Origin of the sequence: Nonomuraea sp. NPDC049158 (genome assembly GCF_040648335.1) — a bacterium.
Lineage (GTDB): Bacteria > Actinomycetota > Actinomycetes > Streptosporangiales > Streptosporangiaceae > Nonomuraea.
In genome coordinates, this window is record NZ_JBEZDM010000003.1 from 317,954 (window position 1) to 333,471 (window position 15,518).

Annotated in this window: 13 protein-coding genes; 6 read left to right on the plus strand and 7 right to left on the minus strand. The window is 69.8% G+C overall.

Going from position 1 to position 15,518, the window contains the following annotated elements; translation table 11 throughout:
* Positions 1–47 precede the first annotated feature (47 nt).
* Together AB0B61_RS09125 and AB0B61_RS09130 are read right to left on the minus strand one after the other, a co-directional pair.
* The gene (locus AB0B61_RS09125) at positions 48–1,280 is read right to left on the minus strand and encodes an FxsB family cyclophane-forming radical SAM/SPASM peptide maturase (protein WP_358429867.1); all 1,233 of its coding nucleotides are present in this window, start codon (positions 1,278–1,280) and stop codon (positions 48–50) included.
* A gap of 190 nt (positions 1,281–1,470) precedes the next feature.
* Positions 1,471–2,136 (minus strand): MOSC domain-containing protein, encoded by a 666-nt coding sequence (locus AB0B61_RS09130; protein ID WP_358429869.1) that lies wholly within the window; start codon positions 2,134–2,136, stop codon positions 1,471–1,473.
* 243 nt (positions 2,137–2,379) lie between these two features.
* Between AB0B61_RS09130 and AB0B61_RS09135 the strand changes: the two genes are divergently transcribed.
* The 3 genes from AB0B61_RS09135 to AB0B61_RS09145 all read left to right on the plus strand — a co-directional run bounded on the left by AB0B61_RS09135 (position 2,380) and on the right by AB0B61_RS09145 (position 5,488).
* On the plus strand, positions 2,380–2,520 hold the full coding sequence (locus AB0B61_RS09135) for a hypothetical protein (RefSeq protein WP_358429871.1): 141 nt from the start codon (positions 2,380–2,382) through the stop codon (positions 2,518–2,520).
* Between the two features lie 112 nt (positions 2,521–2,632).
* Entirely contained in the window at positions 2,633–3,622 is a 990-nt protein-coding gene (locus AB0B61_RS09140) for an arabinan endo-1,5-alpha-L-arabinosidase (protein ID WP_358429873.1), read from the plus strand.
* 21 nt (positions 3,623–3,643) lie between these two features.
* Positions 3,644–5,488, plus strand: coding sequence for a rhamnogalacturonan lyase (locus AB0B61_RS09145; RefSeq protein WP_358429874.1), 1,845 nt, complete (start codon positions 3,644–3,646; stop codon positions 5,486–5,488).
* Between the two features lie 12 nt (positions 5,489–5,500).
* On the opposite strand, the gene AB0B61_RS09150 is transcribed toward AB0B61_RS09145, so the two are convergent.
* Positions 5,501–6,496, minus strand: a complete 996-nt coding sequence (locus tag AB0B61_RS09150; RefSeq protein WP_358429876.1) for an MASE1 domain-containing protein — start codon at positions 6,494–6,496, stop codon at positions 5,501–5,503.
* 217 nt (positions 6,497–6,713) lie between these two features.
* Between AB0B61_RS09150 and AB0B61_RS09155 the strand changes: the two genes are divergently transcribed.
* Genes AB0B61_RS09155 through AB0B61_RS09165 form a run of 3 tightly spaced genes read left to right on the plus strand, consistent with a single transcriptional unit; the run spans position 6,714 to position 9,093 of the window.
* The gene (locus AB0B61_RS09155) at positions 6,714–7,910 is read left to right on the plus strand and encodes a histidine kinase (RefSeq protein ID WP_358429878.1); all 1,197 of its coding nucleotides are present in this window, start codon (positions 6,714–6,716) and stop codon (positions 7,908–7,910) included.
* A 16-nt stretch (positions 7,911–7,926) separates the two neighbouring features.
* On the plus strand, positions 7,927–8,589 hold the full coding sequence (locus AB0B61_RS09160) for a response regulator transcription factor (RefSeq protein ID WP_358429880.1): 663 nt from the start codon (positions 7,927–7,929) through the stop codon (positions 8,587–8,589).
* 48 nt (positions 8,590–8,637) lie between these two features.
* Complete coding sequence (locus AB0B61_RS09165) at positions 8,638–9,093, plus strand: GNAT family N-acetyltransferase (RefSeq protein WP_358429882.1); 456 nt, start codon at positions 8,638–8,640, stop codon at positions 9,091–9,093.
* A 42-nt stretch (positions 9,094–9,135) separates the two neighbouring features.
* On the opposite strand, the gene AB0B61_RS09170 is transcribed toward AB0B61_RS09165, so the two are convergent.
* The 4 genes from AB0B61_RS09170 to AB0B61_RS09185 all read right to left on the minus strand — a co-directional run bounded on the left by AB0B61_RS09170 (position 9,136) and on the right by AB0B61_RS09185 (position 15,517).
* Positions 9,136–10,686 (minus strand): S1 family peptidase, encoded by a 1,551-nt coding sequence (locus tag AB0B61_RS09170; protein ID WP_358429884.1) that lies wholly within the window; start codon positions 10,684–10,686, stop codon positions 9,136–9,138.
* Positions 10,687–10,843: 157 nt separating this feature from the next.
* On the minus strand, positions 10,844–12,655 hold the full coding sequence (locus AB0B61_RS09175) for a right-handed parallel beta-helix repeat-containing protein (protein WP_358429886.1): 1,812 nt from the start codon (positions 12,653–12,655) through the stop codon (positions 10,844–10,846).
* A 73-nt stretch (positions 12,656–12,728) separates the two neighbouring features.
* On the minus strand, positions 12,729–13,493 hold the full coding sequence (locus AB0B61_RS09180; protein WP_358429887.1) for a hypothetical protein: 765 nt from the start codon (positions 13,491–13,493) through the stop codon (positions 12,729–12,731).
* Between the two features lie 119 nt (positions 13,494–13,612).
* Positions 13,613–15,517, minus strand: a complete 1,905-nt coding sequence (locus AB0B61_RS09185) for a hypothetical protein (RefSeq protein WP_358429889.1) — start codon at positions 15,515–15,517, stop codon at positions 13,613–13,615.
* Position 15,518 lies beyond the last annotated feature (1 nt).

Consider the following 15,518-nt stretch of genomic DNA (forward strand, 5'->3'; position numbering starts at 1 on the left):
CGAGCCGGCGGATCCACCGCCGCTCTAGCCGATCCACCGTCGCGAGCTCATCGGACGGGGTCCGCCGGGGCGGACCTCGCCAGGAGGGCCACGTCGTCGGTCACCACGTCCCGGATGCGGGTGATCAGCCGGTACAGGTCGCGGCAGTAGACGGACGGATTGCGGAACCCGCTGCCCGAGCGGTAGCGATGCGGATAGAGCCCGCCGCCGCAGACCCGCGCGATCTCGCAGGACGCGCAGTCGGCCGACAGCGCCCTGGCGCCGATCTGCCGGGCGGCGACGGACGGCAGGAGCAGCGCCGTGTCGAAGGAGTCGCGGAAGGTGTGCAGCGGGGTGCCCGTCGCGCCCTCGTACGCGGACTTGAGCGTGTCGACCTGCTCGATGCTGCCGTCCGTCTCCACCACCACGACCGCCACAGGTGACAGTCCGATCGCCTCGCTGCGCGACGGCCGGCCGCAGAGCAATCGGATGATCTCGCCGAACAACCTGATCTGCGTCTCACCCACCGGCGCCGCGTACCACCGGTCGAAGACAGCGACGAGCCAGTCGCCGTACGGCGTGCTCCAGCGTGAATGACCCGGCGGCGGAGCGTCCCAATTCCCGTGCGGCAGTAGGAAGTCGATCATCGGCGGGTGGAACTCCAGCAGCGCCTTGTACGTGACGACGGGGTCGTTGGCCAGGTCCAGCGTGCACAGCAGGCCGCCGAACAGGTGGCGGTATCCGGGGGCCGTCAGCCGTTCGAGCCCGGCCCGTACCTCCGCGTGGGTGCCCTTGCCCGTCGCGCGGCGCCGGTGGCGGTCGTGCCCCTCGGCGTCACCGTCCAGGCTGACTCCGACGTGCACGTCCAGTTCGGCGAACAGGCTCAGGAACGCCTCATCGAGCAGGACGCCATTGGTCTGCGCCTGCACCACGAGTTCGACGTCGCCGAGGGCCTCGCGTAGCGCGGTCACCGCGTAACGGGTGTGCTCGATTCCCGCCAGCAAAGGCTCGCCGCCGTGGAGGATGATCTCGACGCTTTTCAGGCCGTGCGTCGTGGCGTGCTCGGCTATGCGGCCGGCCACGCGGTCGATCGTCACGCGAGCCATTCGACGTGGTTGGCGGCGCCAGCCCTGGTCGGCCATCTCGTACATGTAGCAGTAGTCGCAGGCCAGGTTGCAGCGGCTGTGCAGCTTGAGAATGAACTGCCGGAACGGGGTGGGGCGCCATCCCTGTTGCAGGAGTTCTTCCACGTTGAGATTCGCGGGCCATTCGGCATCGCTCGACCCGGCGTCCTCTGCCACGCGGATCAGCTCCCCGTCGGAGACTGTGGGTGGTATTTCACCCGGGAACCGGGATTCCCACTAAAGGTGATCATCAAACGTTTGAGAGCGGCCCGGCCGCCTGTATGTCGACCACGTCGTGCGTCCCGCTCAAGGGCTACTTCGCCTGGTCCCTGCTGGGGTGATCCCGCCGCGCGAGCCGGCACCCAGCTCAGCCGTACTTCTCCGTATATGTACGGGCAACGCGCAGCAGCTCGGACTCCATCCACTCGGCGGCGGCCAGCGTGCGCGGGAGCAGGTGGCGCTCCGTGGTGGCGGCGCGGAGCAGCAGAGCCGCCGTGATGTCGTGGTCGGGACGGCGGACGACGGTGATCGGATCGCCCGCGCGGATCTCTCCCGGCGCGATCACCCGTAGCAGCGCGCCGGTGCGGCCGACCTCGATGAACCGTTTCATCCAGCCCTGCTCTCCGACCCACCCCGCGAACGTGCGGCAGGGAATCCGGCCGGCGCTCACCTCGACCACCAGGTCGGAGCCCACCTGCCAGCGTTCCCCGATCAGCGCCTCGGTCACGTCCAGCCCGGACGTGGTGAGGTTCTCGCCGAAGGCGCCGTTGGCGAGCGTACGGCCGAGGGCCTGCTCCCAGGCGTCCAGGTCCTCGCGCGCGAACGCGTACACCGCCCGGTCACCGCCGCCGTGGAAGCGGCGGTCGCAGACGGCGTCTCCCGCCACGCCGCCGCCCGCCGTGCCCTTGGGGCCGACGGGTGACACCTGGACCGGCCCCGTCACCGGGCGCTTGTCGATGCCCGTCATCCCGCCCGGGGCATCGGTGTAGTCCACGGGCATGGGGCGGCCGACGTTCACCGACAGAAGTCTCATGGCCCCCAAGCTATTACCGATCATTCGGCGCGCCGGCGCCGGGCCGGGCATGGGGAGCGAACACTTTCGGGGCGATCGGTGAAGGAGGCCGATCCACGGTTATGCCGAGCGGCGGCTCACCCGGCCCCTGGCCGACGACATCGCCGCCTCGCTGGCGGACCGGATCATGAGCCTCGCCGTCCGCCTCGCCATCGGAATCACCGACCGGCCCGGAGTGCGGCCCTGAACGGTGGTACCGCCCACGTGCGCCGGTGGGCGGCGCCGGTGGCGGCGCTGCCGCTGGTGCTCCCGTCGGCGGTGCACCTGGCCGGTGGGCTCACCTGGATCTGGACACCGTCGCTGCCACTCCCACTTTTGGGTGAACGTTTCACCGGCCACACCTGAGCTGACCCGGCAAGACCCGGAGATCCCGAGCCCGCGCCTTGACGCTCCCCGTACGGCCGAGAAGACTCACCGGCGATCCCCTCAAGTGTTAGCGATAACAGCGAGGTGGCACATGGCGCGACCCATCCTCTCCCTGGTGACCGTGCTGGTCGTGGCCGTGGCGGCGGTGGTCGCCGTCCATCCGGCCGGTGCGGCGGCGTCCCGACTCCGATCGGCGGCCTATCCCAATCCCGGGTACGTGACCGGCAGCATCGGCGTGCACGATCCGGCGGTGGTGAAGATGTCGAGCGGCTACCTCCTGGCCAACACCGGCGACAACATCGCGCTCAAGACGTCCACCGACCGCACGGCCTGGCGGGACGCGGGTGTGGCCTTCCCCGGCGGCGCGTCATGGACGCTGCCCTACACCGGGGGCGGCGCCAGTCTGTGGGCGCCGGACATCTCCCGCCACAACGGCAAGTACTACATGTACTACGCCGCCTCCACGTTCGGCTCCCGCAACTCGGCGATCTTCCTGGCCACCAGTGCCACCGGCGCCTCGGGTACGTGGGCCAACCAGGGACTGGTCATCTCCACCACCTCCTCCAGCAGCTACAACGCGATCGACCCCAACCTGGTCACGGACGCCGCCGGCAACTGGTGGCTGTCCTTCGGCTCGTTCTGGACCGGCATCAAGCTGATCCCGCTCAACTCCTCGACCGGGTTGCGTAGCGGGACCGCGCTCTACTCGATCGCGCAGCGCACCGGCAGCAGTACGGCCGTGGAGGCGCCGTTCATCTTCCGGCACGGGTCGTACTACTACCTGTGGGTCTCGTTCGACCTGTGCTGCCGGGGCGCGTCCAGCACGTACCGGATCATGGTCGGCCGGTCGACCAGCGTCACCGGCCCGTACGTGGACCGCAACGGCACCGCCATGACCTCCGGCGGCGGCACGCAGGTCCTCGCCGGGCACGGCAGCGTCCACGGGCCGGGGCACCAGGCGGTGATCACGGACAGCGACGCCGACGTCCTCTTCTATCACTACTACGCCGACAACGGCGCCTCGCTGCTGGGCATCAACCTCATCGCCTACGACAGCGCGGGCTGGCCCTACGTCTACTGATCAGGTTCGAAAGGAGCAGGCATGCTTCCCGCGCGAAGGCGCTCCCTCTCTCTCGTGACCGCCGTGGTCCTCGCCCTGACCGGGACCATGAACGTCGGCACCGCGTCGGCCGCCGCCGCGGCCAGGCAGGTGGAGAACCTGGATCGCGGCCTGATCAGCGTCCATTCCGGCAGCGGCAACCTGGTGTCCTGGCGGCTGCTCGGCAGCGAGAGCATGAGCACCGGATTCAACGTCTATCGCGGCTCGACCCTGCTGACCTCATCGCCCATCACGAGTTCGACGAACTACCTGGACTCCGGCGCCGCGGCGACTTCCACGTACACCGTGCGCGCGGTGGTCGGCGGGGTGGAGCAGGCGCCGTCCGCGGCGGCGACGCAGTTCGCCAACGGGTACCTGGACGTCCCGATCCAGCGGCCCGCCGGCGGCACCACGCCGGACGGAGTCGCCTACACCTACAGCGCGAACGACGCGAGCGTGGGCGATCTGGACGGCGACGGCCGCTACGAGTTCGTGCTCAAGTGGGATCCGTCCAACGCCAAGGACAACTCCCAGTCCGGCTACACCGGGAATGTGTACGTGGACGCGTACCGGCTGAACGGCACCCGGCTGTGGCGCGTCGACCTGGGCCGCAACATCCGCGCGGGGGCGCACTACACCCAGTTCCAGGTGTACGACTACGACGGCGACGGCAGGTCCGAGGTCGCGATGAAGACCGCCGACGGGAGCGTGGACGGCACCGGCCGGGTCATCGGTTCCGCGTCCGCCGACTACCGGAACTCCTCCGGCTACGTCCTGTCCGGGCCCGAATTCCTGACCATGTTCAACGGCCAGACCGGGGCGGCCATGTCCACCGTCACCTACAACCCGCCGCGCGGGACCGTGTCCAGCTGGGGCGACTCCTACGGCAACCGGGTCGACCGGTTCCTGGCCGGTACGGCCTACCTGGACGGGCAGCGGCCCAGCCTGATCATGGCGCGGGGCTACTACACGCGGACGGTGATCGCCGCGTGGGACTTCCGCAACGGAGCGCTGACCCAGCGATGGACGTTCGACTCCAACGTGTCCGGCTCACAGTACGAGGGGCAGGGCAACCACCAGCTGTCGATCGCCGACGCCGACGCCGACGGCAGGGACGAGATCATCTACGGCTCGGAGGCGATCGACGACAACGGGAGCCCGCTGTGGAACACCCGGCTGTTCCACGGTGACGCGCTGCACGTCGGCGACCTGATCCCGGCCCGCTCCGGCCTCGAGGTGTTCAAGCCGCACGAGAACACCAACCAGCCGGCCACCTCGATGGTCGACGCTCGGACCGGCGCCGTCATCTGGACGAACCCCTCCTGCGGGTGCGACAACGGGCGCGGCGTGTCCGACGACGTGTACGCGGGCAGCGCGGGCGCCGAATCATGGTCGTCGGCCGTCTCCGGTCTGCTCAACACCTCCGGCGCGAACATCGGCCGCAAGCCCGGCTCGACCAACTTCCTCATCTGGTGGGACGCCGACCCGGTCCGCGAACTGCTCGACGGCACGCACATCGACAAGTACGGCACCAGCGCCGACACCCGCCTGCTCACCGGTTCGGGCGTGCACGCCAACAACGGCACCAAGTCGACCCCGTCCCTGTCCGCCGACCTGTTCGGCGACTGGCGCGAGGAGGTCGTCTGGCCGACGACGTCGGAGACGGCGCTGCGGATCTACAGCACCCCCACCGTGACCACCCGGCGGCTGTGGACCCTCATGCACGACCCGATGTACCGGGTGGCGATCGCCTGGCAGAACACCGCCTACAATCAGCCGCCGCACCCGAGCTACTTCATCGGGAACGGCATGTCCACCCCGGCCCAGCCGAACGTCTTCGTACGCTAGATCGTTATGACATCAGCCGCTTTTGTGCCGAACTTCGGGTTCGGGCGGCAACCGCTGGGCCGCGGTCCGTTCCCGGTCGACCCGGTCCGCGACCTCAGTAAGGCGCGCACAGATGTGCTCGAGCCTCTCATGGGCTTGATTTCGCTCCGCGATGATCGCCGCCAGCAACAGGGCGGTCAGCGCCGCGGCCCCGTTGAACGCTTGAAGAGTGACCATGTTGGTAAGGAGCTCGTGCTCGGCGAACGGGCCTGAACCATGCGCGGCCGCGACGATCGCGACCGTCGACACGATCAGCGCGCAGGCCGCGGCGCCCGCCAGCTGGAAACGCAGGGCGGCCCAGATCAGGAACGGGAAGACGAGGAAGAGCAGGCTGATGGAGCTCACCGTCGCCAACACCGTGACGAGGAGCGTGCCCACGGCCAAGGCCACAGCCTCGCCCCAACGGGACAGACGAGCGTCCCACGGAGTCCGGGATGTGCGCAGCACCAGCAGAATGGGCGTTACCACGAGCACGCCCATCGCGTCGCCCGTCCACCACACCGACCACGTCGGCCAGAAGTCACCGCTTCGCAGTGTGCCGGCGAGCAGGAGCACGCCGCTGCCCACCGTCGCGCTGATCAGCATCGCGGTCAAGGCGCCGAGGAACACCAGCGCCAGCGCGTCCCGCAACCGATCCAGCTCATTGCAGAAACGCGCGCGAACGAGCAGGAGGTAAGCGCACAACGGAGCGAAGGTGTTCCCCACGGAGATCGCCACGACCGCGGGCAACGACGGCCCGAGCGTCAAGTTGACCAGGAACGCACCGAGAGTGATCCCCGGCCAGACCCGGACGCCCATGAGAAGCAGACAGGCCAGCGCGATGCCCGTCGGCGGCCAGAGCGGCGTGACCTGCCCGCCGACCAGCTCCTGCGCCAACCCCACCTTCGCAGCAGCGAAATAGGCGCCTGCGACGGCAAGGATCCGCAAGCCGTTCACGGCATATGAGCGGGGCCGAATGTTGTTCAGCACGCCGCCTCACTCCCTCTCACCTGCGAAAACTGCCCCCATGACATTCTGCTACGGGATGGGGCCCGCGGTCACCGGCCGCTGGACGGGCTTCTCGCGCACGCGACGTGCGGCGCGGGCCCGCCGGGGTTTCCGGCGCGAGCTGGGCTGCAACTTCCGCGGCAGCCGAGGTAAACCCCAGGTAGATGCGTAACGGCCGGTCCTGGAGTTAGCGTGGCGGATGCCCATCAGCGCCGCATCGCTCGTCCGGCGAGTGTCCGCGGTCAACCCCCTGCTCCTCGACGGCGCCCTGGCCCTGGCGCTGGTCGTCGGGACCTGGCTGTGGGAGATGCACGACCCGGGCAAGGGGCGGCCCCCGGACACGCTGTCGCTGTCCCTGACCGTGCTGGTGAACGCGCCGGTGGCGCTGCGCAGGCGGTCGCCGGTCGCCGTCCTGGTGGTCTCCACCGGGGCGGCGCTGGTCTACCACATGCTGGGCTACCACCTCGGGCTCAACAGCATGGGGCCGCTGGTGACGCTCTACACCGTCGCCGCCCACCGCTCCTGGGCGTTCACCCTGGCCGGGATGGCGCTGGTCGTGACGGAGTGGACGCAGGCGTCGGTCCGCCAGCCCGACGTCGCGCTGTGGTCGGCGTTCGGGCAGTCACTCCTGGTGGCGGCCTACGCCGTGGGCGCGGGCACGAGCACGCGGTTGCTGGCCGAACGTACCCGGCAGCTCGCCGTACTGGCCGACCAGCTCCACCGGGAGCAGGACGCCGCCGCCCGCCGCGCCGTCACCCACGAACGGGTACGGATCGCCCGCGAGCTGCACGACGTCGTCGCCCATCACATGTCGGTGATCTCCGTACAGGCGGGGCTCGGCCGCTACGTCGCCCTGACCGACCCGGCCACCGCGCACGCCACGCTGGGGGTCATCGCCGACACCAGCCACGAGGCGCTGGCCGAGATGCGGCGGCTGCTGTCGATCCTGCGGATCGAGGCCGACGACGAGGACGAAGGGCTCTACACCACGGCCCCCGGACTGCAGAGCCTCGAACCCCTGGCGGAGCGGATCCGCGCGGCCGGCCTGCCGCTCACGGTGATCGTGGAGGGCGAGGCCAGAGCGCTGTCGCCCGGCCTCGACATGTGCGCCTACCGCATCGTCCAGGAGTCCCTGACCAACGTGCTGAAGCACGCCGGTCGCGCCCGGGTGGAGATCCGGGTGACGTACGGCCCCGCCACGCTGGCCCTTCGCGTGACCAACGACGGCGCCACGGCCACCGGGAGCTCCCGGTCCGGCGGTCACGGCTTGATCGGCATGACCGAACGTGTCAGGCTCTACCAAGGGACGATCAGCGCGGGGCCGCTGCCGCTGGGTGGGTTCGAGGTGCTGGCGGCCTTTCCGCTGCCACCGCCCGACGATGATCCGCCAGACTGACTCCCGAAGCAGGCCGATGATCAGAGTGCTCGTGGTCGACGACCAGGTGCTGATCCGCGCAGGTTTGGCCGCGCTGCTGCGCGCGGCGGGCCTGGAGGTGGTGGGCGAGGCCGCCGACGGTGAGGAGGCGGTGCGCCTGGCCGCCGAGGTCAAGCCCGAGGTGATCCTGATGGACATCCGGATGCCGGGCATCAACGGCATCACGGCCACCGAGCGGATCCTGGCCGCCGCCGAGGGGGCGCCGCCCAAGGTGCTCATCCTCACCACGTTCGACCTGGACGAGTACGTCTTCAACGCGCTGCGGCTGGGCGCCAGCGGCTTCCTGCTCAAGGACACGCCGCCCGAACGCCTGATCGCCGCCATCCACACGGTCGTCTCCGGTGACATCCTGCTGGCCCCCGTCGCCACCAAGCGGCTGATCGAGGCGTTCGCCGACCCGCCGCCGGCCGTCGAGACCCCGCCACCGGTCCTCGACCGCCTGACCAGCCGCGAGACCGAGGTGCTCGGCCTGGTCGGGCACGCCCTGTCCAACAAGGAGATCGCCGAGCGGCTGTCGGTGAGCGAGGGCACCGTCAAGACCCACCTCAACCGCCTGATGGCCAAGCTGGGACTGACCAGCCGCGCCCAGGTGATCGTCCTGTCCTATGACTGCGGCCTGGTCAGACCGGCCTCCCGGTAGCCTGTTTCGACGAGCCCGAAGCTCGGCACGGGGAAGGGGACCGAGTCCATGAAGATCGCCGTCGACGACCTCTCCGGTCCGGAGATCGCCGCGTTCCTGGAGGAGCATCTCCAGGAGATGCGGTCGATCACGCCGCTGGAGAGCAAACACGCCCTCGACCTCGACGCGCTCCGCGCCCCCGAGGTGACGTTCTGGACGGCCGTCGACGGAGACACCCTGGTCGGCTGTGGCGCGATCAAGCGACTGGACGCGGACCACGCCGAGGTGAAGTCGATGCGCACCCGCCCGGTGCGCCAGCGCGGCGGGGTGGCGTCCCTGCTGCTGGGGCACATCATCGCCGAGGCCACACGCATGGGCTTCGCCCGGCTCAGCCTTGAGACCGGCTCTGACGAGTTCTTCCTACCGGCGAGGAAGCTGTACGAGAAGTTCGGGTTCGCGTACTGCGAGCCGTTCGCGGACTACCGCCCCGACCCGCACAGCGCGTTCATGACCAGGACGCTGTAGGGCCGCCGACCGGTTTCCGGTGGCGGCCCCGGAGCGTCTCGGTTATGCGGGGCTGGTGGTGCCCAGGAAGTAGTACTCGCCGATCGGGGTGGTCGGTACCACGATGGAGTCGCTCACGCTGACCACCCACCGGTAGGTGCCCGCGGGCTGGCTGGTGGCCAAGGACTTGAGGGTGGTGCCGGTTCCGGTGGTCGCCACCTCCACCCAGACCGGGGTGCCGAAGGGGCCACAGCAGGTGTACTTCTGCAGGCTGAGCCGCATGCGCGCGGTGCCGGATCCGTCCATGCAGGCGGTGTGCGTGCCGGCGCCGGCGGAGGTGAAGCCGTTCGGCGGGTAGATCCCGGGGTCGGGGATGTAGTTGCCGAAGCTGCCCTGGTGGGCCGTCAGCTCGTTGAAGTGGTGGTTCGGGTGGCCCGCGCACTGGGTGTTCACGGTCGACAGCGTGAGCCCGTACGCGGTGAGGATCTCGTTGACCGGCTGGAAGAAGGTGGTGCCGCCGGCGCTGCAGTTGCCCGAGCCGCCGGAGGTGACGCCCTGGGCCTGGTAACCGGAGATGAACGAGCCGCCGGAGTCACCGGGCTCGGCGCACACGTTCGTCCGTACGACCTGGAAGATCGTCCCCTGGGAGTAGGTCACGCTGGTGTTCCGCTCCTGGATGGTGCCGCAGTGCCAGTGCGTGGTGGAGCCCGACCGGCACACGGCCGACCCGACCGGCGCCTCGGCGGAGCCGAAGACCGGCACCATTTCGGTGCCGTAGGGGTTGACCGCCGGGCGCGCGGTCCACTGCGAGTTGACCGCGACCCAGGAGAAGTCGTCGCCGGGGAACGAGGACCCCTGGAACGTGCCCTGGCTCTGCCCCCCGGAGCCGGAGGTGGTCAGTCCGGGCGTGCCGCAGTGACCAGCCGTGACGAAGCCCTGGGTGCCGCCCTGGGTCACCGGGAAGCCGATCGAGCAGCGTGTGCCGCCGGAGATGTAGTAGGCGTCGCCGCCGCGCAGGTTCTCGAAGGTGACGGGCCGCTCGGTGATGGTCTCGATCCGTACGGCGGCGCGGTCCACGCCGCTCGCGGCCACGAACGCCTCACCGGCGGCGGTGTCCAATGCCTGCACCACGACGGTGTTGGCCCGCTCGTCCACGAACCAGACCGGGACCTTTCGCCCCGTGTCCTTGCCGGCGGTGGTGTCCAGCGCGCTCTTGATCGAGGTGAGCGTGGCCAGCGACCGGGTGACGACCTTCGCCTGGGCGCCCGCGGCGGTGACGGCGGTGGTCGCGGTGGCGTCGGTGGTGGCCACCACCAGCGTGCCCTCCTGGTTCACCCAGGATCCGGCGTAGCGGTCCTTGAGCTTGGTGCGCAGCTTGGGCTGGAGGCGGCGGGCCTGCTCCTCGTTGCCCAGGCGGGTGATGACCTGCTCGCGGGTGAGGCCCAGGTCGCGCCGCATCGCGTCGAGCACCTCCGGCGGCGGCTCCACCGTGGCCGCCTGACCGACCTCTCTGGGGACGGCCCGCGTGGGGGCGGCCGTGGCGGGGGTCGCGGTGAGTGCGAGAGCGATGATCGCGAGCACCGCACCCGCCGCCGACGGGCGGTAAGGGATCATGGAAGCTCCTCGGATCGGGGGGTGCCGTCACGGTATGACGGAGCCGATCAGCGAGGGGCATACCATCCGCGCATATCGCGGCGCTATGGAACCGGGCCCCGCGGCAATCGCCGCGAGGCCCGGCTCCACCGGTCGTCGTTCGGTTGTGGGAACGCGCTCAGCTGGGAATCGGGTACGGGAACGCGCTCGTCACGCCGATCTTGTCGTACTCCATCTTCGAGGTGTCGAAGCCGTCCGCCCAGTTGGCGTTGGTGACCTCGTTGCACTTGTACGCCTGGTACTTGTCGTCGCTGACCTTGCCCACCTCGACGTTGGAGATGGCGAAGCCGCATCCTCCCGCGTCCATGTGCACGCCGCGGGTGCCGGAGTCCGGCATCTGCCCGGCGGGGTCGTTGATGACGTCGCCGATCACCATCTGCGTGACGTAGTTGTCGATCGGGTGCGGTTCGACGTTGTGCACGCCATAGGTGTAGAAGGCACCCATGTCGCCGCTGTCGAGGCCGGTCTCCTCCAGGCGGATGTAGGAGAACTTGTTGTTGCGGGCGTAGTTGTCCTCGTTCTTGATCTCGGGGCGGACCTCCAGGCTGATGCCGTAGCGGGCGCTGTGCTTGACGACGATGTTGCTGACGGTGTTGTTGCCCGTGCTCATCAGCTCGATCCCGGCCGCGTCGCCGGGGACCAGCTCGCCGACGTGGGAGATGTAGTTATTCGTGATCGTGTGATGTCCGGAGATATCGCCTTCGCCGGGATAGCCGCCCTCCACCTTGATGCCGTCGCCGCCGAGGTTGTCCAGCAGGCTGTCCGACACCTTGACCCGCTCGTTGGCGAAGAGCAGGAAGACACCCGTGAAGCCGCTGTCGGACAGGTGCAGTCTGGTCAGATCGATGTCGCGGGAGTTCGTCACGGTGATCATGCCGAACCTGTTGCGCGGCATCTCGATCTGCCGGTCGTAGATCGGGTACTTGTGCTCGTAGCCCGAGTCGCCCGGGGCGTTCCAGGCATAGCGATACCAGTCGACGAAGTCGGAGTACTGCAGCTGCAGCCCGTCGAAGGCGAGGTTCTGCACCCGTCGATCGGGCGAGGACCCGGCCAGCGAGATGATCGTCTTGACGGTCGGCGCCATGACCTTGTCGATCGAGCCCTTGGGCCAGTAGTAGACCTCGCTGTTGGCGAAGTCGAAGTAGTACTCGCCCGGCTGGTCCAGGAAGCGCAGCGTGTTCTGCAGGAAGTAGCGCGAGCCGCTGCGGCTGTTGACGAGGGTGAAGCGGGCGTCGTGGTTGAGCGTGAAGAAGTTCTTGCGGAAGTCGGCCCCGCCGAGCGGCACGGTGTCGGTGAACCAGCTCCACGACCCGCCGGACCAGACGACCATCTGGGCGTTCTTGTCGAAGTCGGCGTCCCACTCCTTCGGGATGTCCTTGGCGTCGAAGAAGAGCCAGTTGTGCACGGCCTGGTATTCCGCCTCGGGCGTCACCGAGAACAGATACGGCGACCACAGGTCGTCGCTGGTCCTGTTCGGGTAGCGGGCGGTGGTGGCGCGCTTGCCGTCCTCGAACAGGGTGTAGAAGCTGCGGTCGACCTTGGTCTTGTAGATGGTGTCGTTGTACTTCTGCCAGCCGGTCAGCGGCTTGGCGCCGAGCAGCCTGGCCTTGCCGGGGCCGTCGGCGCTGCGGTAGGTGATCTTGTGGCCGTTCTCGCCGGAGTCGGCCTCGGTGAAGGTGATCGTCTTGTCGACGACGTAGTCACCGGTCTTGACGTTGACCACGATGTCGCACTTCTGGTGCTTCTTCTTGGCGCGCAGCTGGTCGCGGGCCTGCTCGATGGACTTCCACGGACGCTGGGCACTGCCGTCGGCCCGGTCGCCGCCCGTGGGGGAGACGTAGTAGTCGCACGTGGCCTTCTCCGCCGCCGCCGTCGGTGCGGTCAGGCCGCCCAGCAGTAGGACGATCGCGCCCAAGGACCTGAAGATCACTGGCTCTCCTTCATTTCCCGCGACTGCTTGTACTCGGCGCGGGTCTGGACGACCCCGCCCAAGGACCTGATCACTAGCTCTCCTTCGCTTCCCGCCACTGCTCGTACTCGGCGCGGGTTTGGGGGGTTAGGGGGTAGTAGTCCGACAGGGCGCCGCCGTCCTCGATGCGGGCGCGGCTGTAGCGCTCCCACTGCTCGTGCTCGGCGGCGGCTTCGATCACCGACTCGGCGCGGCGGCGCGGTACCACCACGGCGCCGTCGTCGTCGGCGACGAGCAGGTCACCGGGGAGCGCGAGCGCCCCGCCGACGGCGACCGGCACGTCATAGGCCCACGGGAACAGCTCCGCCTGCGAGGCGTAGTGCGGGGTGGCGCCCGTGGACCAGATCGGCACGTCCAGCTCGGCGACCCGGGGCAGGTCCCTGATGCGGCCGTCCACCACGATGCCCGCGCCGCCCTTGCGCTTGAAGTAGCGGACCAGCATGTCGCCGAAGCAGCCGGTGTAGGCGCTGCCGTACGCCTGGACGACGAGCACGTCGCCGGGTCGCACCTCCTCCAGGATCGCCCACAGCGCGGTGTGCCGCTCGACGTACTCCTGGCCGAGGCCCGAAGCGATGTCCTCGCGCTGCGGCATGAACTGCAGCGTCCTGACCCGGCCGGCGATCTTCTGCCCCGGCGCCAGCGGAAGCGGTCCCTCGACGAAGGTCCGCCGGATGCCCTGGGCGTGCAGTTTCGCGCAGGCGGTGGCCGAGCTGATCCGGGACAGCCCGGCCACGAGGGCGGGATCGGGTTCGGCGGGCAGCGGCCCGCGAACGGGAAGGTCCCAGATGGGGTCGTCCATGAAACTCCTCGGTAGGACTCGGTAGAAGGGCTCGGTGCGGCTCGGCTAGGCCCGTGGCTCGGTAGAGCGCCGGGGTTGGGTGCAGGGTCGATACGGCTCGGGGTAGCGCGCGGTACGGGTCAGTAGTGCTGGTGCGACGGGGTGCGGACGCGCGCCGTCGTGTGCAGGTCGAGCCGGATGCGGCGGCCGGGCGGCAGCTCCACGAGCAGCCGTGGACCGCCCACCGTTATCTCCCGCTCGGCCTCACTGATCGGGGGAGCGGTGTAGGAGCGCGGATCGCCCGGGTAGCCGGGCTCGGCCCCGGTCACCACCGCCCGGTCGATGTCGTGCTCGCCGAACGCCCCCGCCTGCACCACGACCCGGCGGGTCCGGCTCAGCCCGAGGTTCACCAGCTCGACGCGGACGCCGTCGGGCCGTACCGAGTCGACCAGCGCGGCCACGTCGGCGGGCAGGCCGGGGCGGTGGCGGTCGGCGTCGAAGTAGGCCAGCCGCGTCGGCAGCAGCCCGCCGTTGTAGAGGACCTGCGGCGTGCCCGTGACCAGCTGCAGCAGCGCCTCGGTGAGCACCGGGTTGAGTCGCTGCCAGTGGTGCACGTGGACGGTGGCCAGGTCCGCGTCGTCGGCGTCGATGAGCGCCATCCGCCGCTGCACCTGGCCGAGCGCGGTGGCCAGCATGGCCTCGGGGAAGCCGGGGTTGGCGCCGCGCAGGTACTCCAGCCAGGGCGCCTCGTGCCCGGCCTCCTCCTTGTTGCGGAACGGGTGCACCGTGGACCAGTCGTAACCCGAGGCCGCCCGCAGCCGGTCCAGCCGGTCGGCGTCCTCGGTGGACCGGCTCGCCTGCCACAGCCAGACGGGCAGGCCGAGCTGTGGCGGCTGGAAGTCGAACCAGCCGCCGTCGTCGTGCCGGTTGGGCACCAGCATGGTGGGCTGCCCGGCCTCCTCGCCCAGCTCGGCCAGCCACCGGTCGCTGGTGCTCATCTCAGTGCCGGTCACGCTCGCCTGCCTGGCGTGGGCGTACACGCTCTCCAGGGGGTCGCGGCCGATGGCGAGCGTGGCGTTGTCGCCGGTCAGCAGATGGGCGTTGACCGCGGCGACGGCCGCGGCGGCGCCGACGCTGTAGAGGCCGTGCGGCCACTGCCAGCCGTAGTTGCCGCCGTACCACCGGCCGCCGTGCAGCTCGCCGACCTTGCCCGACGGGCCGACGTTGTCGGGGAGTACGCCGTCGTTGGCGGTGGCCCGCTCCTGCCAGGCGCCGATGTAGCGCAGCGCCCAGTCGCGGTAGCGGTCGTCGCCGTCGTACAGCCAGGCGTTGACGGCCAGGCTGGTGGCGGCCAGGTTGACCGCCACGTCGCCGCGGCCGATCCGCTCGTTCATCGCGGCGCCCATGCGGGCGGCGTTGCCGGGGTCGGCCAGGTCCGTCCAGGTCGTGATCCCCGGCAGGTCGCGCAGTGGCAGGCCGTACGGTCGCATGCTGGTCAGGCCCGCGTGGTAGGAGGCCCACTCCCGCTGCATGCCGTAGCGGGGGCCGCCGGCGCCGTTGTGCGGGGCGCGGATGAGGTCGAGATCGGCGTCGTAGTTGGCCGAGCCGGGCAGATAGAGGTCGGCGAAGCGGCGGGCCCGCGCGCGGAAGCGCTCGTCGCGTGGGTCGGCGGCGCAGATGCCGTAGAGCAGCAGCAGCGACTCGCCCTGGTGGAACCAGTCGTAGCCGCGCTCGAACTCGTCCACCAGGTAGCCGAGCTCGGTGAGCTGCGCGGTCACGCCCTCCCAGTGGTGCTTGGCCGCGTCGAGCAGGTCGTCGGCGCCGCCGAGCTGGTAGAGCGCCGGCCAGTTGAAGAACGCCTCGTAGAAGTCGTCGGCGCCGTCCCGGTCCTCGGTGGTGCCGTGGTAGATGAGCCGTCCGTCGGGCCCGCAGTAGCGGGCGGCGAAGGCCCGCCACGCCTCGTCGAGGGCGTCGAACAGCCGGCGTTCGAGCACCGCCCAGGCGGGCGGCGCGCCAAGAGGGACAGTCGCGGTGATCTCCCGCATG

Bases quoted from the DNA above. Each gene is read 5' to 3' on its own strand.
- AB0B61_RS09140 (WP_358429873.1), top strand. From the start codon at position 2,633: ATGGCGCGACCCATCCTCTCCCTGGTGACCGTGCTGGTCGTGGCCGTG.
- AB0B61_RS09185 (WP_358429889.1), bottom strand. From the start codon at position 15,517: ATGCGGGAGATCACCGCGACTGTCCCTCTTGGCGCGCCGCCCGCCTGG.
- AB0B61_RS09170 (WP_358429884.1), bottom strand. From the start codon at position 10,686: ATGATCCCTTACCGCCCGTCGGCGGCGGGTGCGGTGCTCGCGATCATC.
- AB0B61_RS09155 (WP_358429878.1), top strand. From the start codon at position 6,714: ATGCCCATCAGCGCCGCATCGCTCGTCCGGCGAGTGTCCGCGGTCAAC.
- AB0B61_RS09145 (WP_358429874.1), top strand. From the start codon at position 3,644: ATGCTTCCCGCGCGAAGGCGCTCCCTCTCTCTCGTGACCGCCGTGGTC.
- AB0B61_RS09130 (WP_358429869.1), bottom strand. From the start codon at position 2,136: ATGAGACTTCTGTCGGTGAACGTCGGCCGCCCCATGCCCGTGGACTAC.
- AB0B61_RS09165 (WP_358429882.1), top strand. From the start codon at position 8,638: ATGAAGATCGCCGTCGACGACCTCTCCGGTCCGGAGATCGCCGCGTTC.
- AB0B61_RS09160 (WP_358429880.1), top strand. From the start codon at position 7,927: ATGATCAGAGTGCTCGTGGTCGACGACCAGGTGCTGATCCGCGCAGGT.
- AB0B61_RS09180 (WP_358429887.1), bottom strand. From the start codon at position 13,493: ATGGACGACCCCATCTGGGACCTTCCCGTTCGCGGGCCGCTGCCCGCC.